This window comes from Blastococcus sp. PRF04-17, assembly GCF_023016265.1.
GTDB lineage: Bacteria > Actinomycetota > Actinomycetes > Mycobacteriales > Geodermatophilaceae > Blastococcus_B.
Genome location: NZ_CP095412.1, coordinates 4,478,392 through 4,495,961, shown reverse-complemented (window position 1 = coordinate 4,495,961; position 17,570 = coordinate 4,478,392). Strand labels below are relative to the sequence as shown.

16 protein-coding genes are annotated in these 17,570 nt (G+C 73.4%); 6 read left to right on the top strand and 10 right to left on the bottom strand.

Annotation, left to right across the window (positions count from 1 at the left end; translation table 11 throughout):
• Positions 1-22: 22 nt before the first annotated feature.
• A complete protein-coding gene (locus MVA48_RS22865; protein ID WP_246984096.1) occupies positions 23-1,357 on the bottom strand; it encodes an MFS transporter in 1,335 nt (444 codons plus the stop codon).
• Between the two features lie 72 nt (positions 1,358-1,429).
• Here MVA48_RS22865 and MVA48_RS22860 point away from each other — a divergent pair, with 72 nt between their 5' ends.
• The 3 genes from MVA48_RS22860 to MVA48_RS22850 all read left to right on the top strand — a co-directional run bounded on the left by MVA48_RS22860 (position 1,430) and on the right by MVA48_RS22850 (position 4,844).
• Complete coding sequence (locus MVA48_RS22860) at positions 1,430-2,422, top strand: GlxA family transcriptional regulator (protein WP_246984094.1); 993 nt, start codon at positions 1,430-1,432, stop codon at positions 2,420-2,422.
• Between the two features lie 239 nt (positions 2,423-2,661).
• A complete protein-coding gene (locus MVA48_RS22855; protein WP_246984092.1) occupies positions 2,662-4,236 on the top strand; it encodes a DEAD/DEAH box helicase in 1,575 nt (524 codons plus the stop codon).
• Between the two features lie 92 nt (positions 4,237-4,328).
• On the top strand, positions 4,329-4,844 hold the full coding sequence (locus tag MVA48_RS22850) for a hypothetical protein (protein ID WP_246984090.1): 516 nt from the start codon (positions 4,329-4,331) through the stop codon (positions 4,842-4,844).
• Here the strand turns inward: MVA48_RS22850 and MVA48_RS22845 are convergent.
• A complete protein-coding gene (locus MVA48_RS22845) occupies positions 4,834-5,394 on the bottom strand; it encodes a helix-turn-helix domain-containing protein (RefSeq protein ID WP_246984088.1) in 561 nt (186 codons plus the stop codon). The genes MVA48_RS22850 and MVA48_RS22845 overlap by 11 nt on opposite strands.
• A gap of 56 nt (positions 5,395-5,450) precedes the next feature.
• On the opposite strand from MVA48_RS22845, the gene MVA48_RS22840 reads away from it, so the two are divergent.
• The 3 genes from MVA48_RS22840 (at position 5,451) to MVA48_RS22830 (ending at position 7,298) form a co-directional block, all read left to right on the top strand.
• Complete coding sequence (locus tag MVA48_RS22840) at positions 5,451-5,810, top strand: hypothetical protein (protein ID WP_246984086.1); 360 nt, start codon at positions 5,451-5,453, stop codon at positions 5,808-5,810.
• Position 5,811: 1 nt separating this feature from the next.
• Positions 5,812-6,729: an alpha/beta hydrolase family protein gene (locus tag MVA48_RS22835; protein ID WP_246984084.1), complete on the top strand. Its 918-nt coding sequence runs from the start codon at positions 5,812-5,814 to the stop codon at positions 6,727-6,729.
• A gap of 71 nt (positions 6,730-6,800) precedes the next feature.
• Positions 6,801-7,298 (top strand): cupredoxin domain-containing protein, encoded by a 498-nt coding sequence (locus MVA48_RS22830; RefSeq protein WP_246984081.1) that lies wholly within the window; start codon positions 6,801-6,803, stop codon positions 7,296-7,298.
• 67 nt (positions 7,299-7,365) lie between these two features.
• Here MVA48_RS22830 and MVA48_RS22825 read toward each other — a convergent pair whose 3' ends face one another.
• The 8 genes from MVA48_RS22825 to MVA48_RS22790 all read right to left on the bottom strand — a co-directional run bounded on the left by MVA48_RS22825 (position 7,366) and on the right by MVA48_RS22790 (position 17,501).
• Positions 7,366-8,373 (bottom strand): sugar phosphate isomerase/epimerase family protein, encoded by a 1,008-nt coding sequence (locus MVA48_RS22825; protein WP_246984079.1) that lies wholly within the window; start codon positions 8,371-8,373, stop codon positions 7,366-7,368.
• Positions 8,374-8,389: 16 nt separating this feature from the next.
• Positions 8,390-9,565: a Gfo/Idh/MocA family protein gene (locus tag MVA48_RS22820; protein ID WP_246984077.1), complete on the bottom strand. Its 1,176-nt coding sequence runs from the start codon at positions 9,563-9,565 to the stop codon at positions 8,390-8,392.
• A gap of 70 nt (positions 9,566-9,635) precedes the next feature.
• Positions 9,636-10,658: a substrate-binding domain-containing protein gene (locus MVA48_RS22815; protein ID WP_246984075.1), complete on the bottom strand. Its 1,023-nt coding sequence runs from the start codon at positions 10,656-10,658 to the stop codon at positions 9,636-9,638.
• A gap of 124 nt (positions 10,659-10,782) precedes the next feature.
• Positions 10,783-11,973 carry an ABC transporter permease gene (locus MVA48_RS22810; RefSeq protein ID WP_246984066.1) on the bottom strand — a complete coding sequence of 397 codons (1,191 nt, stop codon included), beginning with the start codon at positions 11,971-11,973 and terminating at the stop codon, positions 10,783-10,785.
• Entirely contained in the window at positions 11,970-13,604 is a 1,635-nt protein-coding gene (locus MVA48_RS22805) for a sugar ABC transporter ATP-binding protein (RefSeq protein WP_246984065.1), read from the bottom strand. The genes MVA48_RS22810 and MVA48_RS22805 overlap by 4 nt, the downstream gene beginning before the upstream one ends.
• A 151-nt stretch (positions 13,605-13,755) precedes the next feature.
• Positions 13,756-14,922, bottom strand: coding sequence for an ROK family protein (locus MVA48_RS22800; protein ID WP_246984064.1), 1,167 nt, complete (start codon positions 14,920-14,922; stop codon positions 13,756-13,758).
• A gap of 82 nt (positions 14,923-15,004) precedes the next feature.
• Entirely contained in the window at positions 15,005-16,168 is a 1,164-nt protein-coding gene (gene xylA / locus MVA48_RS22795) for a xylose isomerase (protein ID WP_246984063.1), read from the bottom strand.
• 19 nt (positions 16,169-16,187) lie between these two features.
• Complete coding sequence (locus tag MVA48_RS22790; RefSeq protein WP_246984060.1) at positions 16,188-17,501, bottom strand: ROK family transcriptional regulator; 1,314 nt, start codon at positions 17,499-17,501, stop codon at positions 16,188-16,190.
• Positions 17,502-17,570: the final 69 nt, after the last annotated feature.

The following is a 17,570-nucleotide window of genomic DNA, read 5'->3' as shown; positions in this document are numbered from 1 at the left end:
GCTTTCTGTACAGAAAGCTGGGTCAGCCGTGGGACTGGGCGGCCGCCGCCTCCTCGGGGTTCGTCGGCAGCAGGGTTTCGGCCGGGGGCGGCAGGTTGCGGCGGATGGAGATCGACGCGGCCGCCGCCACCATGCACAGGCCGCCGGCGAGGAACCACGCCAGGTCGTAGGAGCCGGTGACGTCGCGGATGACGCCGCCACCGAACGCCGCGAAGGCCGAGCCCAACTGGTGCGAGGCGAAGACCCAGCCGAAGACCACCGGGGCCCGTGCGCCGAAGTGCTCGCGGCACAGCGCCAGCGTGGGCGGCACCGTGGCGACCCAGTCGAGGCCGTAGAAGACGATGAACGCGATCATGCTGACGTGCAGGTCGGGCCCGAAGAGGGTCGGCAGCGCGAACAGCGACAGCCCGCGTAGCCCGTAGTAGGCCAGCAGGAGCACCCGCGGGTCGACCCGGTCGGTAAGCCAGCCGGAGAAGATCGTGCCCGCGATGTCGAAGACGCCGACCACGGCCAGCAGCCCCGCGGCGGTGGTCACCGGCATGCCGTGGTCGTGCGCCGCCGGGATGAAGTGCGGCTGGACGAGGCCGTTGGTCGACAGGCCGCAGATGAAGAAGCCGGCGGCGAGCAGCCAGAACGGCCGGCTGCGCGACGCCTCGACCATTCCTCGGACGGCGGTGCGCGCCGCGCCGGTGCGCACCGGATCCCTGTCCGTCGAGATGCGGTCGTCGGTCGCCGTCCCGCCGTACGGCACGACGCCCACGTCGCTCGGCCGATCGCGGAGCAGCCACAGCACCAGCGGCACGACGGCCAGCGCGGCCGCAGTCGTGCCCAGCGAGGCCGATCGCCAGCCCCAGTGCGTGTCGGCCCAGGCGACCAGCGGCAGGAAGACCAGCTGCCCGGTCGCTCCGCCTGCGGTGAGGATGCCGGACACCAGCCCCCGGCGGGCCACGAACCAGCGTCCGGTCACCGTGGCCACCAGCGAGAGCGCCATCGAGCCCGTGCCGAGGCCGACGGCGAAGCCCCACAGCAGGACCAGCTGCCAGCTCGCCGTCATGAAGACGGTCAGCCCGCTGCCCAGGGCGGTCAGCAGCAGCGCGCCGACGACGACCCGGCGGATGCCGAAGCGCTCCATGAGGGCCGCGGCGAACGGCGCGGTCAGCCCGTAAAGCGCCATGTTGACCGCGACCGCCGCCGAGATCGTCGAGACCGACCAGCCGAACTCGTCGCGCAGCGGGTGGATCAGCACACCCGGGACGGCGCGGAAGGCGGCGGCCCCGACGAGCGCCAGGAACGTCACGGCGGCCACCCACCACGCAGGGTGGATCCGATGGGTGCGCGTCGGGGCGGCGGTGGTCACGCCGCCGAGCATGGCCGACCCTTCGCCGGCGCAACGAGTGGCCCGGCGGCCAACATGTGCAAGGATCCGGCCATGGCCTCGGGATCTGTCGAGCGGCACGAGGTGGCCGTCCTCGCCCTGCCCGAGGCGATGGCCTACGAGATCGGCCTGCCGCACCAGTTCCTCGGCGGAGCCGTGGACGCCGAGGGTCGCCGGCTCTACCGCGTGCGGGTGGCCAGCCTCGACGGGGGTCCCGTGCGCACCTCGGCCGGCTACGCCGTGCTGCCCGAGCACGATGCGTCGATCCTCGACGCGGCGCAGACGGTCATCATCCCGGGCATATACGGCACCTCCGCGATGACCGACGGAACGCTCCCCCAGGAGCTGACGGGCCTCCTGCGCCGGACGGCCACGCGTGCCCGCATGGTGTCGATCTGCACCGGCGCGTTCGTCCTCGCCGCGGCCGGCCTGCTCGACGGCCGTCCGGCCACCACGCACTGGGTGCACAGCCCGGCGTTCGCCCGGCTCTTCCCGGGCGTGCACCTCGATCCCGACGTCCTCTTCGTCGACGACGGCGACGTGCTCACCTCGGCCGGCAACGCGGCCGGCATCGACCTCCTGCTCCACCTGCTGCGGCGCGACCACGGCAGCGAGGTCGCCGGCCGGGTGGCCCGTCGCAGCGTCGTGGCCCCCTGGCGGGAGGGCGGGCAGTCGCAGTTCATCGAGCGGCCGGTGCCCGACCCCGGCGACTCGGGCACGGCCGCGACGCGCGCGTGGGCCCTGGAGCGGCTGCACGAGCCGCTGGTCCTCGCGGATCTCGCCGCGCACGCGCGGATGAGCGTGCGCACGTTCACGCGGCGCTTCCGCGAGGAGACGGGGATGTCGGCCACCCGCTGGCTGGTCCTGCAGCGGGTCGCGCTGGCCCGCCGTCTGCTGGAGTCGACCGATGCGCCCGTCGAACGGGTCGCCGAGCTGGCGGGTTTCGGCACCACGGCCTCGCTGCGCCAGCACCTGCACGCCGCGATCGGTGTGCCTCCCCTGGCCTACCGCCGCAGCTTCCGGGGCCCGGTCGCTCACCCCATGTGACCGGACACTCCCCCGGAACGGGACCACGCGGCCCGGAACTCTGGTTGAGTACAGGTACCGGCGCCGCCCTCGCTCATCCGGAGCGGCAGGGATCGACGTCGGACCGAGGCTGCGCCACCGAGGCGCGCCCGGTCGCGCGACGTCCCGCCGACGAGGTGAGCCCGCCCTGCCCCCTGCGCAGGCGCGCCCGCGCTCGCCCCGGCGGGCCGCCGCGCGGCCACCCGAGCGTCGAGGAACCGATGACTTCGCAGAACCACGTCCCGTCCACCACTCCGGGCGGCGGCGACCGTCCCCGCCGTCGCCGCGGGGGACGCGGCCGCGGCGGACGCCCCACCACCGGGGCCCCTCAGGCCGAGGCCCGCCGCGACGCCGTTCCGGCGCCGGTCGTGGTCCCCACCGGCACCGACGCCACCGTGCTCCCGACCGAGACGACCTTCGCCGCGCTCGGCGTGCCGGCGCCCATGGTCGAGGTGCTGTCCGCCAGCGGTATCGACCGGCCGTTCCCCATCCAGGTCGCCACGCTGCCCGACAGCTTGGCCGGCAAGGACGTGCTCGGCCGCGGCCGCACCGGCTCGGGCAAGACGCTGGCCTTCGGCATCCCGCTCGTCGCCCGCCTGGCCGCCTCCGACTCGAAGCGGCAGCCGCGCAGGCCGCGCGCCCTCGTGCTGGTGCCGACCCGCGAACTGGCCAACCAGGTGTACGCCGTCGTCGACCCGCTGGCGCGTGCCCTGGGCATGTCGGCGACCACCATCTTCGGCGGCGTCGGCCAGAACCCCCAGGTCCAGGCCCTGGCCAGGGGCGTGGACGTCGTCATCGCCTGCCCCGGCCGGCTCGAGGACCTCATCGGCCAGGGCCACGCGGACCTCGGCGCCGTCGAGATCACCGTGCTCGACGAGGCCGACCACATGGCGGACCTGGGGTTCCTCCCCGGCGTCAAGCGCCTGATGGACCGGACGCCGGAGGTCGGCCAGCGGCTGCTGTTCTCGGCCACGCTGGACAACGGCGTCGACGTCCTCGTCAAGCGCTACCTGACCACTCCCACCACGCACTCGGTCGACCCGGCCGTGGCTCCCGTCAGCACCATGACCCACCACGTGCTGCAGGTGCAGAACGCCGACAAGGCGGAGGTCGTCCGCCAGCTGGCCTCCGGGCTCGGCCGCAGCGTGCTGTTCACCCGGACCAAGCACCAGGCCAAGAAGCTGGCCAAGCAGCTCACCGCGGCCGGCATCCCGGCGGTCGACCTGCACGGCAACCTGAGCCAGAACGCCCGCGAGCGCAACCTCGAGGCGTTCAGCAGCGGCGCCAGCCGGGTGCTCTGCGCGACCGACATCGCCGCCCGCGGCATCCACGTGGACGACGTCGCGCTGGTGGTGCACGTGGACCCGCCCGCCGAGCACAAGGCCTACCTGCACCGCTCGGGCCGGACCGCCCGCGCCGGCGCCGAGGGCGTCGTCGTCACCGTCTCCACGCCCGACCAGGCCGGCGAGGTGCGGACCCTGGCGCGCCAGGCCGGCATCGCTCCGACCGTCAGTGCCGTCCGGCCCGGTGCGCCGCAGATCGTCGAGCTGACCGGCCCCCCGGCCCCCTACGTCGAGCCGGCCCCGGCTCCCGAGCCCCAGCCGCAGGGGTCGGGCTCCGGCCGGCGCCGTCGCGGCGGGTCCGGGGGCGGCGCGTCGTCGGGCGCCCCGTCCTCCGGGAGCCGCTCCGGCTCCGGCCGGGCGAGCGGTCCCGCGCGCACGCGCGCCGAGCTCGCCGCCCGCGCCGGGACCACGTCCGCCGCCTCCTTCAGCGCCCGCTCCCGCCGGGGCCGCTGAGCGCGCGGTTGACCCGTCCGTCCGTGGGCACAGGAGTCGAGCGCCGGAGACGGCGCACGACTCCGACCCGCCGACCAGCGAGGTGCCCCACCATGGGTCTGCCCATCACCCTGTCCGAGATCGCCCCACGCATCTCCGCCGGGGCGTTCATCCTCAACAGCGGCCTCGGCAAGCGGGGTGCCGACGCGGAGGCCGCCGCCGGGATGCACGGCTTCGCCTCCGGCACCTATCCGTTCCTCAAGAACCTCGACCCGCAACAGTTCGCCAAGACTCTCGCCACCGCCGAGATCGCGGTCGGCGCGACCCTGCTGGCGCCGTTCGTGCCGACGGCGGTCGCCGGCCTGGTGCTCACCGGCTTCTCCGGCGGGCTGCTCGGGCTCTACCTGAACACGCCGGGCATGCGGAAGCCGGGCAGCCTGGCCCCCACGGAGCAGGGCCTGGCCATCGCCAAGGACGTCTGGCTGCTCGGCATCGGCATCGGCCTGCTCACCCGCGGGACGGTCGACCGCGAGCCGCGCCGGGTCCGCAAGGCGGCGAAGACCCTCGCCAAGGCCAACAAGAAGGCCGCGAAGGCCCAGCGGCGGGCCACGAGCACCGTCAGGGGCTGAGGCCCTCCGCCGGGTCGGCGTCCGCCGGCAGGAGGACCGTGCTCACCAGCCGCCGCCGCCGCCCGCTCCCCGGCTGGTTCGTCATGCGGGCGCGGAGCGCCGCGGCGAGATCGGCCACGAGCGCGTCGGCCTCCTCGTCGGTGACCCACACCGCCGCCTGCCGGTAGCCGACCCGGTCGGCCCGCAGGTCGGGGCCATCCGGCGCCGACCGGCTCAGGTACCGGTCGAAGTCAGCCAGCAGCATGGCGACGAAGGCGGTGAACGCCCGGCGGTGGTCCTCGACCGACATGGTCCGCGCCTCGTCCCCGGTCACCGACGCCGCCTCGAGGACCAGCCGGTAACTGCGCTCGGCGGCCCCCCGGACCTTCCGCTCCCCCACCACGGTGAGCACGCCGGCGTCGGCCAGCACGCCCACATGGCGGTACAGGGAGGCCACCGGGACGTCGGACAGTTCGCTCCGGAGGTCGGCGGTGGTGAGCGTCCGATCGCCGAGGAAGGCCTGCACGACGCGCAGGCGGACCGGGTGCAGCAGCAGGTCGGCGGTCGCCATGGCGCTCCATCGTTATCAGACTTGACAATGATCTCGACGATGAGAATAGTGGCGGCATGGCCACGCTGCAACTGACCGCCACCACCCTGACCGTCTCCCTGACCCGGGTGGAGAAGTTCTTCGGCCTGCTCCGGGACGTCGAGGTGTCGCTGACGGCGATCCGCAGCATCGAGGCCGCCGACGACGCCCTGGAGGCCGCCCGCGGGCTGCGCGCCCCCGGACTCGGGCTGCCCGGCGTCCGGAAGATCGGCACCTGGCGCCGGCCCGGGGAGCGCAGCTTCGTCAGCGTGCGCAGGGACCAGCCCGCCGTGCGCATCGAGCTGAGCGGATGCCGCTACGACGTCCTGCTCGTCGGCGTCGACGACGCCGCCACCACAGCGGCCGCGATCACCGCGGCCCGCTCCGCCGCGAGCTGACGTGCGCGAGCTGACGCTGTCGATCCCCGGCGTCCCGCCACTCGCCGGCACCCTCGCCCTCCCGGACCGCGACCGTCCCGTCCCGGCCGTGGTGATCGCGTCCGGCTCGGGCCCGCTGGATCGCGACTCCAACCACCGCCGGGCCCGGTTCGACATCTCCCGGCAGCTCGCCGCGGCGCTGGCCGACGGCGGGATCGCGTCGCTGCGCTACGACAAGCGTGGCGTCGGGGAGAGCCCGGGCGACTGGCGGACGGCGGGTCTGTACGACAACGTGGACGACCTGGCTCGCGCGCGCGAGGCGCTCGCCGCCCGGACCGAGGTCGACGCGGACCGCATCCTCCTCGCCGGTCACAGCGAGGAGGCGATCCTGGCGGCGGCGTCCGCTCGCGGCGTGCCGGCCACCGGGCTGGTGCTGCTCTCCATGAGCGCCACCCCCGGCGAGCAGCTGCTGCGCTGGCAGGCGCGGCGGATCGCACCGACCCTGCCGGCCGTCGTCCGCGGGATCCTGCGGCTGTTCCGCGTGGACCTGGAGCGGAAGGTGGCCGCGAACCACGAGCGGATCAAGGCCACGACGACCGACGTCGCGCGGATCGGCGGCGTCCGCCACAACGCGCGGTGGCTCCGGGAGTTCCTGGCGCACGACCCCCGGGACGATCTCCGCCGGGTTGCCGTGCCCGTGCTGGCCCTCACCGGCGCCAAGGACCTCCAGGTGGACCCGGACGACCTCGGCGTCATCGCGGACTCCGTCCCCGGCGGTGCGGTGACCCACCGGCCGGCCGACGTGACGCACACGTTGCGACGCCAGCCGGGTGCGCCGTCGCTCAAGGCCTACCGCAGGGAACTGCGCGAACCGGTGAACCCGGAGGTCCTGCGCACCGTGGTGACGTGGTGTCGGGAGGTCACCGGTCTCGCGGGCTGAGTGCCGGAAGGGCTTCCGCCAGGTACTGGAAAGTTGCAGTATCTGACGCCTCTCGCCGGTGAGGAGTGCCCGTGCACCGCCGTACAGGTTCGACCCTTCCGCGCTCCAGACGGTTGCGCGGCACCGTCGGGATCGCCGTCGTCCTCGGAATCCTGGCCGCCTGTGGCGGGGACGACGACCGGGCCGCCGCCGCCCGCACGCCCACGAGCGAGGCGACGACGACCCCGAGCACCAGCTCTGCCGCCACGCCGTCGCCGGTGGAGTCGCCGGTGGAGTCGCCGGCTGCGCAGACCCGGACGATCACCGCCACCGAGGCCGACTTCCGCATCTCCCTGGACCGCCCGGACCTCAGCGCGGGCGAGTACGAGGTCGTGGTCGTCAACGCCGGTGGCATGACGCACGACCTGGTCGTCGAGCGCGACGGGGAGCAGGTGGCCGCGTCCGCCGGCATCGCTCCGGGCGACTCCGCGACGTTCACGGTCACCCTCGAGCCCGGCACCTACGTCTTCTACTGCGGCGTCGGCAACCACCGGGAGATGGGGATGGAGATCTCCGTCGAGGTGACCTGACCAGCAGCACCGGCGCCGGTGACCGGGGAGAAGGGGCCGTGACCCCGCCCTCCTCCCCGGTCGGGCGTCAGTTGCCGCTGGCGAAGGCCGCGTCGAAGGCGGCCGCGGGCGGGTCGAACGCGAGCCGGCGGACGAACTCCAGCGCCTCGGGCGCGCCGACGAGGCGGTCCATGCCGGCGTCCTCCCACTCCACGGAGATCGGGCCGTCGTAGCCGATCGTGTTCAGCATCCGGAACGACGCCTCCCACGGGACGTCGCCGTGCCCGGTGGAGACGAAGTCCCACCCGCGCCGCGGATCGGCCCAGGGCAGGTGCGAGCCCATCCGGCCGTTGCGGCCGTTGCCGACCTGCTTCTTCGCGTCCTTGCAGTCGACGTGGTAGATCCGGTCCTTGAAGTCCCAGATGAACGACACCGGGTCGAGGTCCTGCCACACGAAGTGCGACGGGTCCCAGTTCAGGCCGAAGGCCTCGCGGTGCCCGATCGCCTCCAGCGTGCGCACCGTCGTCCAGTAGTCGTAGGCGATCTCCGATGGGTGCACCTCGTGCGCGAACTTCACGCCGACCTCGTCGAACACGTCGAGGATCGGGTTCCAGCGGTCGGCGAAGTCGCGGTAGCCGTCCTCGATCATCGACTCCGGCACCGGCGGGAACATCGCGACGGTCTTCCAGATCTTCGACCCGGTGAACCCGACGACGACGTCGACGCCCAGCTTGCGCGCCGCCCGGGCGGTCAGCTTCATCTCCTCGGCAGCCCGCTGCCGCACGCCCTCGGGCTCGCCGTCCCCCCACACCCGGGCGTTCAGCATGCCCTTGTGGCGCTCGTCGATCGGGTCGTCGCAGACCGCCTGGCCGTGCAGGTGGTTGGAGATGGCCCAGACCTTGAGGCCGTACTTGTCGAGCAGCGCCAGGCGCTCCTGCACGTACGAGTCGTCGTTGGCGGCGCGCTCGACGTCGAGGTGGTCGCCCCAGCAGGCGATCTCGAGGCCGTCGTAGCCCCACTCCGAGGCGAGCCGGGCCACCTCCTCGAAGGGCAGGTCGGCCCACTGGCCGGTGAACAGGGTGATGGGACGCGGCATCGGTGCGCTCCTTCTTTCAGATCTCGGTCCAGGCGGACTTGCTGGCTGCGCTGCGCTCGACGGCGTCGAGCACCCGCTGGACCTGCAGGCCGTCGGCGAACGACGGGGCAGGGTTCTCGTCCGCGGCGATCGCGGTGAGCAGGTCGACGACCTGGTGGGTGAAGCCGTGCTCGTAGCCGAGGCCGTGCCCGGCCGGCCACCACGCCGCGACGTAGGGGTGCTCGGGCTCGGTCACGATGATCCGGCGGAAACCCGCCGTCGCGGCCGGTTCGGCGCCGTCGAAGAACTCGAGGACGTTCATGTCCTCGAAGTCGAAGGCGAGGCTGCCGGCCGAGCCGTTGACCTCGATCCGGATCGCGTTCTTGCGGCCGAGCGCGAAGCGGGTCGCCTCGAAGCTGGCCAGGGCACCGCCGCTGAACCGGCCGAGGAAGAGCGCCGCGTCGTCCACGGTCACCTGGCCGGTCTCCGAGCCGCCCACGCCGCCGAGCCTGCCGGTCTCCGTGGGCAGCGGCCGCTCCTTGACGAAGGTCTCCATCAGCGCGCTGACCCCGGTGAGGGTCTGGCCGGTGATGTACTGCGTCAGGTCCACGATGTGCGCGCCGATGTCGCCGAGCGCCCCCGAGCCGGCCTTGTCCTTCTCGAGCCGCCACGACATGGGGGCCGCCGGGTCGGCGATCCAGTCCTGGAGGTACTGGGCGCGCACGTGGCGGATCTGACCCAGCCGGCCGTCGGCCACGAGCGTGCGGGCCAGGCCGATCGCCGGCACGCGGCGGTAGGTGAAGCCGACCATCGACCGGACGCCCTGCGCGGCGGCCTTGGCGGCCGCCTCGGCCATGGCCTCGGCCTCGGCGACGGTGTTGGCCAGCGGCTTCTCGCAGAGGACGTGCTTGCCGGCCTCGAGCGCGGCGATGGCGATCTCGGCGTGGGTGTCGCCGGGCGTGCAGACGTCGACGAGGCCGACGTCGTCGCGCTCGATCACGCGACGCCAGTCGGTCTCCGTGCTCTCCCAGCCCAGCCGCGCGGCGGCGTCGGTCACCGCCGCCTGGTTGCGGCCGGCGATCGCGGTCATGCGCGGGCGGAGGGGGAGGTCGAAGAAGTGGGGGGCGGTGCGCCAGGCCTGCGAGTGCGCCGCGCCCATGAAGGCGTAGCCGATCAGGCCGACACCGAGCGCCGGCCGGTCAGGGGAGGTCATGTGCTGGGCTCCAGGGGAGGTGGAGTGGGAGGGACGCGGAAACCGCGCCCCTCCCACTCCGTTCAGTCGGTCAGGACCGGAACGCGTTCTCGATGAACTGGTCGACGTTCTCGGCGGTCACGACCGGCGCGTCGAGCACGATGCGCCGCGGGACCCCCTGGGAGGTGAGGTCCGACATGTTCTTGCCCTGGGCCACGAGGCGGGCGAGCTTGATGCCGTCGGCCGCCTGCGTGTGCGGGTAGATGACGGTCGCCTGCAGCACCGAGTCGCCGGACTGGATCTCCTCCATCGCGTTCGCCGAGCCGGCGCCGCCGACCATGATGAACTCGCTGCGGTTGGCGTTGGCGATGGCGGCCAGGACGCCGACGCCCTGGTCGTCGTCGTGATTCCAGATGGCGTCGATCTGCGGCGCGGCCTGGAGCAGGTTGGCCGTGACCTCCTCGCCGGACTCGACGGTGAACTCCGCCGCGACCCGGTTGTCGACGTCGAGCCCGCACTCGGCGAGCGCGTCCTCGAAGCCCTGGCTGCGGTCCTGGGTCAGCGGCAGCGAGTCGATGCCGGCGATCTCGGCGACGATCGCGTCGGGGTTGTCGCCGACCTGCTCGCAGATGTACGCGCCGGCCGAGACGCCCATGCCGTAGTTGTCGCCCAGGATCGTGGCGCGGGAGGCGGCCGGGTCGTTGAACTCGCGGTCGACGTTGATCACCGGGATGCCGGCCTCCATCGCCTGCAGCGCGACCGGCGTCAGGGCGGCGCCGTCGAAGGGCAGCAGCACGATGGCGTCGACGCCGTCGTTGATGAAGGTCTCGACCTGGCTGATCTGGGTGTTGACGTCGTTGGTGCCCTCGGCGACCCGGAGCTCGACGTCCTCGTAGTTCTCGGCCTCGGCACGGGCGGCCTCGGTGATGCCGGCCATCCAGCCGTGGTCGGCCGCGGGTGCCGAGAAGCCGATGACCACGGTGTCGCCGGTCTCGTCGTTCGAGCTGGCGGCGTTGCCTCCGCCGCCGCCGCCCGAGCCCTGGTTCTCCGGCTCGTTGCTCGTGCAGCCGGCGACGAGGGCACCGGCGCCCACGAACGCGACCGCGGTGGTCATCAGGCGGCGGTAGGGGCCGCGACCATGACCAAGCCTCGCTGCAGACATGTTCTCTCCTCGGTGTGGCAGACCCGGCCGGCGGCCGGGACGACTGGATGCGGTGGGGGGATCAGGGGTCGTGTCGTCAGGGAGTGCTGCCGCCGGCGCCGGGACGGTCGCCGCCGGGCGCGCCGGGCACGCTGGTGCCGCCGGAGACGGCGCCGGACGGCGCGCCGGCGGCGACGGCTCCCCCGGGGGACGGCGATGTGCCCGACCCGCGCAGCCAGGGGAAACCGGCGCGTCCCTCCGCCAGGCGCATCTGCAGCAGGACGGCGAGCACGATGATCACGCCGGTGGCGACCGCCTGGGCGGAGCTCGACAGGTTGTTCAGCGTGAAGACGTTGCGGAGGGTCTGGAAGATCAGGACGCCGAAGACCGTGCCGACGATGGTGCCGCGGCCGCCGATCAGCAGCGTGCCGCCGATGACCACCGCGGCGATGGCGTCGAGCTCGTACAGCGTGCCGTGCGTCGAGCTGCCGGTCGTCGTCCTGGCCATGATCATGACCGCGGCGATCCCACAGGTGATGCCGGACAGGACGTAGAGCCTGAGCGTGTGCCGCTGCACGCGGATGCCGGCCAGGCGGGCGGCCTCGGCGTTGCCGCCGACGGCGAAGGTGTGCCGCCCGAAGGTCGTCCGGTTCAGCAGGACCCAGCCGGCCAGTGACACGAGGGCCCAGATGATCACCAGCGTCGGGATGCCCAGGACGTCCCCGGAGAAGAAGGACAGGAAGTCGCGGTCCTGCACGATCTGGGTGCGCCGGTTGGCCAGGATCTCGGCCAGGCCGCGGGCGGAGACGAGCATGGCCAGGGTGGCGATGAAGGCCACCAGCCGGCCGTAGGCGATGACGATGCCGTTGACCAAGCCGGCGCCGGCACCCACCGCGATGGCCGTGAACACCATGACGATCCAGTGGAAGTCCTCGGCCATCGCCTGGGTCGCCAGCGTCGTCGCCCAGACCGACGAGAGTGCCACCAGTGCGCCGACGGAGAGGTCGATGCCGCCACCGATGATCACGAAGGTCATCCCGATGCTGACCACGCCGATGACGGCGGCCAGCCGCAGGATCGTCAGGACGTTGTTCACGTCGGCGAAGCGGTCACCTGCGGTGATCAGACCGACCACGCACAGGATCGCGAGCCCCACGACCAGGCCGAGGTTGCGACCGATCGGCCCGGCCATGATGCCGGCCCCGCTCTTCCCCCCGCCGCCGTTGGTGGCGGGGCCCGGCGACGTGGTCGCCGCCGCCCCCGTCGTCGCGGTGGTGCTGCCGGTCATGCCACGTCCCCTTCGTGCCGGGTTGCCTCGTGCCGGGTTGCCTCGTGCCGGGTTGCCTCGTGCCGGGTTGCCTCGTGCCGGGTTGCGCTGTGCTGGGTGGATCCCGCGAGGGGGGCGCCGCGATGGCCCGTCCCCTCCATGACCAGGTCGAGCACGCGGTGCTCGTCGAGGGCGCCCGCCGGCTCGGCGGCGAGCACCCGGCCCTCGGCGATGACCAGCACGCGATCGGCGAGGCCCAGGACCTCGGGGATCTCGCTCGACACGACGACGACGGCGACGCCGCGGTCGGCCAGGGTGCGGATCAGCGCGTAGATCTCCGAGCGGGCGCCGACGTCGACGCCGCGGGTCGGCTCGTCGAGGAGCAGCACCCGGCACTCGCGCAGCAGCCAGCGGGCCAGGACGACCTTCTGCTGGTTGCCGCCGGAGAGCGTGCGCACCTCGCGGTCGACGTCCCGCGGGCGGACCTCCAGCGCGGCGACCTGGTCGCGTGCGGCGGCCCGCTCCGAGCCGCGGGCGACGAAGCCGCCACGGGTGAACCGCGCCAGGCTGGCGATGCTGATGTTGCGGGTCACCGACTCGCCGAGGAGCAGGCCCTGGCTCTTGCGCTCCTCGGGCGCCAAGCCCACGCCGGCGGCCACGGCGGCGGCGACGCTCCCGGACCGGAGCTTCTTGCCGGCCACCCGGACGGTGCCGGAGGTCGCCCTGCGGGCGCCGTAGATCGTCTCCAGGATCTCCGAGCGGCCCGAGCCGACGAGCCCGGCGAGGCCGACGACCTCCCCGGGACGGACGGAGAACGAGACGCCGCCGAACGTGCCCAGCAGGCCCAGGTCCTCGACCTCGAGCAGCGGCTCCGCCTCGGGCACGGGCCGCCGCTCCGGGAAGACGTACTCGATGTCGCGGCCGGTCATGAGCTCGATGACCTGGCGCGTGGGGGTCTCCCGCGCGGGCAGCCCGGTGGCCACGGTGCGGCCGTCCTTGAGCACCGTGATCCGGTCGCCGATCTCCCGGATCTCCTCGAGCCGGTGGGAGATGTAGACGACGGCGACGTCGTCGCGGGTGAGCTCACGGATGACCGCGAAGAGGCGCTCGACCTCCTCGTTGTCGAGCACCGCCGACGGCTCGTCCATGATGATCAACTTGGCGTCCTGCGACAGCGCGCGGGCCATGCTGACCATCTGCTGCGACGCCGCCGACAGCGAGCCGACCTCGGCCGTCGGGCGGATCTCCGGGTGGCCCAGCCGGGTCAGCAGGGCGGCGGCCGCCCGGTTGGCCGCGGCCGGGCGGGCCAGGCCGAAGCGCGCGTGCTCGCGGCCCAGGAAGATGTTGTCGGCGACCGTCAGGCCCGGGACCAGATCCAGCTCCTGGTAGATGGTCGCGATGCCCAGCCGCATCGCCGCCTGGGGGTTGCCGAGCGAGACCTGCTCGCCCCGCCAGGAGATGGAGCCCTCGTCGGGCTGGTGTGCGCCGGCCAGCACCTTGATCAGCGTGGACTTGCCGGCGCCGTTCTGGCCGAGCAGGCAGTGGACCTCACCGGCGCGCACGTCGAGGTCGACCCCGTCCAGCGCCCGGACGCCCGGGAACTGCTTCACGATGCCGTGCATCTCGAGCAGTGCTGCCTGCGACCCGGGCACCCCGCCACCACCAGACTTTTGCTCATCGTTGACCATTAGTCGGATCAGCGGAGAACGTATGGCCGCACAACTAATAGGTCAAGGGCCAGGGCGAGGGTTATCGAAAAGAGACCATCCGTGGTTCGGGTCACACGGGTGGACGGGACGCGAGCTAGCGGCTGACCGCCTGGTCGACCGCGTCCTCGGCCAGGAAGCCCTCGATCGCCATGAGGGCGGCACCGAGCCGCCCGGAGAGGTCCGGCGCGTCGCTGACGGTGATCTCCAGCGAGCGGGCGGCCAGCGGCATGGCCCGCCGGTAGACCGCTTCGCGGATCCCCGCGATGAGCGGCACGCCGGCCTGCGCCACCCCTCCGGTCAGCACGATCCGGTGCGGGTTGAAGAAGTTGACCAGCGCGGCGAGCACCGTCCCGATGGTCCGGCCGGCGTTCCGCACCAGCTCGAGCGCCTGCCCGTCGCCGTGTGCCGCTCGCTCGACGACCTCGCGCACGGTGCTGACGGGCATGCCGGCGGCCACGGCGTCGCGGAGCAGCGCGCCGCCGCCGGCGATCGCCTCCAGGCAGTTCTCGTTGCCGCAGCGGCAGACGACGGTCCGACCGTCGGGCTGGGCCACGTAGATGTGCCCGATGTCGCCGGCGCTGCCCTGTGCTCCGCGGTACACCTGTCCGTCGACGATCACGCCGCAGCCGATGCCGGTGCCGACCTTGACCACGAGGACGTCCTGCATCGACCCGGCGATGCCCATCTCGCCGAGCGCCATGACGTTCACGTCGTTGTCGACGTAGACCGGGCACCCGTAGCGGCCGAACGCGCTCGGGATCGGATAGTCGTGCCAGCCCGGCATGATCGGGGGGTGCGACGGCCGCCCGGTCGAGAACTCGACCGGCCCGGGCACGCCGACGCCCACCGCGCACACGTCGGCCGGGGCGAGCCCGGCCTCGGCCAGCACCTTCTGGGCCAGCCGGTCGGCCTCGGCCAGCACCGCCACGGGACCCTCGGCGATGTCGATGCGGTGCCCGTCGGTGGCGAGGATCTGCGCCGACAGATCGGTGACCGCGACGTCGACGCTCGTGGCGCCGAGGTCGACGGCCAGCACGCAGCCGGCGCGGCTGTTGAACCGCAGGATGGTGGGCGGCCGGCCTCCGGTGCTCCAGCCGCGGCCGCCCTCCTCCAGCAGGTTCGCGGCGATCAGCTGGTCGACGCGCGCGCTGACCGTGTTGCGCGAGGCGCCGGTGAGGGCCACCAGGTCGGCCCGGCTGCGCGCGCGTCCGGTGCGCACGTGGCGCAGCAGGGCGCCGGCCGAGGCGGAGGAGATGGCCACGGCGCCATAGTGACACGCTCGGTGATCGGAACACCCCGAGCGGAGCAGACCCGGACCCCGGGACTGCTCCGCCCGGGTGAGGTCAGCGGACGCCGAGCAGGTGCTCCATGGCCAGCTGGTCCAGGCGCTCGAAGTGCAGGCCGCGCTCCCCCAGCGCCTGGGGGTCGAAGGTCTCGGCACGCAGGTCGTCGAGCGACTCGCCGTCGGCGAGCGTCGGGACGGCGAGCTCGCCCACCCGGGCCGCCTCCAGGGCCTGGGCCACCTCCGGGTCCGCGCGGAAGGCCTGCGCCTTCTCCTTGAGGATCAGGTAGTTGCGCATGCAGGCGCGGGCGGTCTCCCAGACGCCGTCCATGTCCTCGGTCCGCGGCGGCTTGTAGTCGAAGTGCAGGTAGCCGTCGTACGCCGGGGCCGTGCCGGAGCCCAGCAGGGCGTCGACCGTCCAGAAGGCGCCCCGCAGGTTGCCCGCGCCGAAGCGGAGGTCCTGGTCGAAGCGGGGGCCGTGCTGGCCGTTGAGGTCGACGTGGAACAGCTTGCCGTGCCACAGCGCCTGCGCGATGCCCTGCGCGAAGTTCAGCCCGGCCATCTCCTCGTGCCCGACCTCGGGGTTGAGACCGACGCGGTCGGGCTCCTCCAGCTCGTTGATGAAGGCGATGGCGTGCCCGATGGTCGGCAGCAGGATGTCGCCGCGCGGCTCGTTCGGCTTGGGCTCGAGGGCGAACCGGATGTCGTAGCCCTTCTCCCGCACGTAGGAGCAGAGGGTGTCCAGGCCCTCCTTGTACCGGTCGAGCGCGGCGCGCACGTCCTTGCTGCCACCGGACTCCGCACCCTCGCGGCCGCCCCAGAGCACGTAGGTCCTCGCGCCCAGCTCCGCGGCGAGGTCGATGTTGCGCAGCACCTTGGCCAGCGCGTAGCGGCGGACCTGCCGGTCGTTGGCGGTGAAGCCGCCGTCCTTGAACACCGGCGCGCCGAAGAGGTTGGTGGTGGCCATCTCGACGCCGACGCCGGTCTCGTCCAGGGCCTGCCGGAACCGCTTCAGCGTCTCCTCGCGGGTCGCGTCGTCGGGGACGAGGTCGTCGTCGTGGAAGGTGACGGCGGCGGCGCCGAGCTCGGCGAGGCGGTGCACCGCCTCCACCGGGTCGAGCGGCGGGCGGACGGCCCCGCCGAAGACGTCGACGCCCTGCCAGCCGACGGTCCAGAGACCGAAGCTGAACTTGTCGTCCTTGGTGGGCGTGAAGCGGTCACTCATCTGTGGTTCTCCATCGGGGTCAGGGCGTGCCCGCGGCGGCCGCCACGGGCTGGACGAGGGTCGGGTCGTCGAAGACGGACTCGAGGGCGACGTGGGCTCCGCCGCGCACGGCGGCGGTGAAACCGAGCGTCGAGAGGACGACCCGGGCGCCGGCCAGGCCGGGCGCGAACACCCGGGCCTCCAGCTCGGCGGTCAGCGGCTCCATGAGCCACCGGCCCAGGACGGCGAAGTACCCGCCGAGGACGATCACCGCCGGGTTGAAGACGTTGATGAGGACCGCCGCGCCGGTGCCCAGGGCGGTGCCGATCCGCGCCAGCGCGTGCAGCGTCCGGACGTCGCCGTCGGCCGCGCGGCGCTCGATCTCGGCCAGGCGGGTCTCGAGGTCGCGGCCGGGATCCCGCACCGGGTCGTCGCGGTCGGCGGCCTCCCGGAGCAGGGCGGCGAGGCCGACGACGGTCTCCCAGCACCCGGAACGGCCGCAGCCGCACACCCGCCCCGGGTCGCCGAGAGACATGTGGCCGACCTCGCCGGAGAGCCCGCCGGCGCCGCGGAGCAGCTGCCCGGCGACGATCACGCCGCCACCGACGCCGACCTCACCGGTGAGGTAGAGGAGGTCGGGTGTGCGAGCCTCGGACCCCATCGCCCACTCGGCGATGGCCGACAGGTTGGCGTCGTTCTCCACGCGGATCGGGAAGGCCGCGTCGAGCCGGTCGCGCAGCCCGTCGAGGACGGGGACGTCGTGCCAGCCGAGGTTGGGGGCGACGGTGACGACGCCGTCGACGCTGCGCACCAGCCCGGGCACCGCGACGGTCAGGCCGGCGGGTACGGCGCCGCGCCCGGCGACCGCGCCCAGCGCCTCGCCGACGAGGGCGGCCAGCTCGTCGAGGGTCCGCTCGGGGCCCATGGCCGGGGCGTCGAGGGGGACGCGGTGCTCGAAGACCACCTCGCCGCGGAGGTCGAGCACCAGGGTGGCGGCGTAGTCGACGTTGAGCTCGACGCCGATGCCGCACACGGCGCGGCCGTCGAGGTGGACGATCAGGCCGGGCCGCCCGACCGAGCCGTCCCGGTCGACGTCGCCGGTGCCCACCAGCCCCCGTTCGCCGAGTTCGGCCACCAGGCTGGAGACGGTCGCCTTGTTCAGGCCGGTGTCCTGCGCGATACGGGCACGCGACCGCGGCCCCGAGTCCCGGAGGTGGCGCAGCACCAGACCGAGATTGCTGCGGCGCACACCGGCCTGGTCGGCCGGGGCGCGACCCCCGCGGATCGGCAGAGCGGTCGTCCGTCGAGCATGCGGCACCCCCTCCGGCGGCCCCCGCTGCGCGTCGTCGCGCATTTGTCGGTTACACCAACAAATTAGGGCCCGGCGTCTGGTGGGTCAACCTCTGCCTCGCTAGGTTGCTCG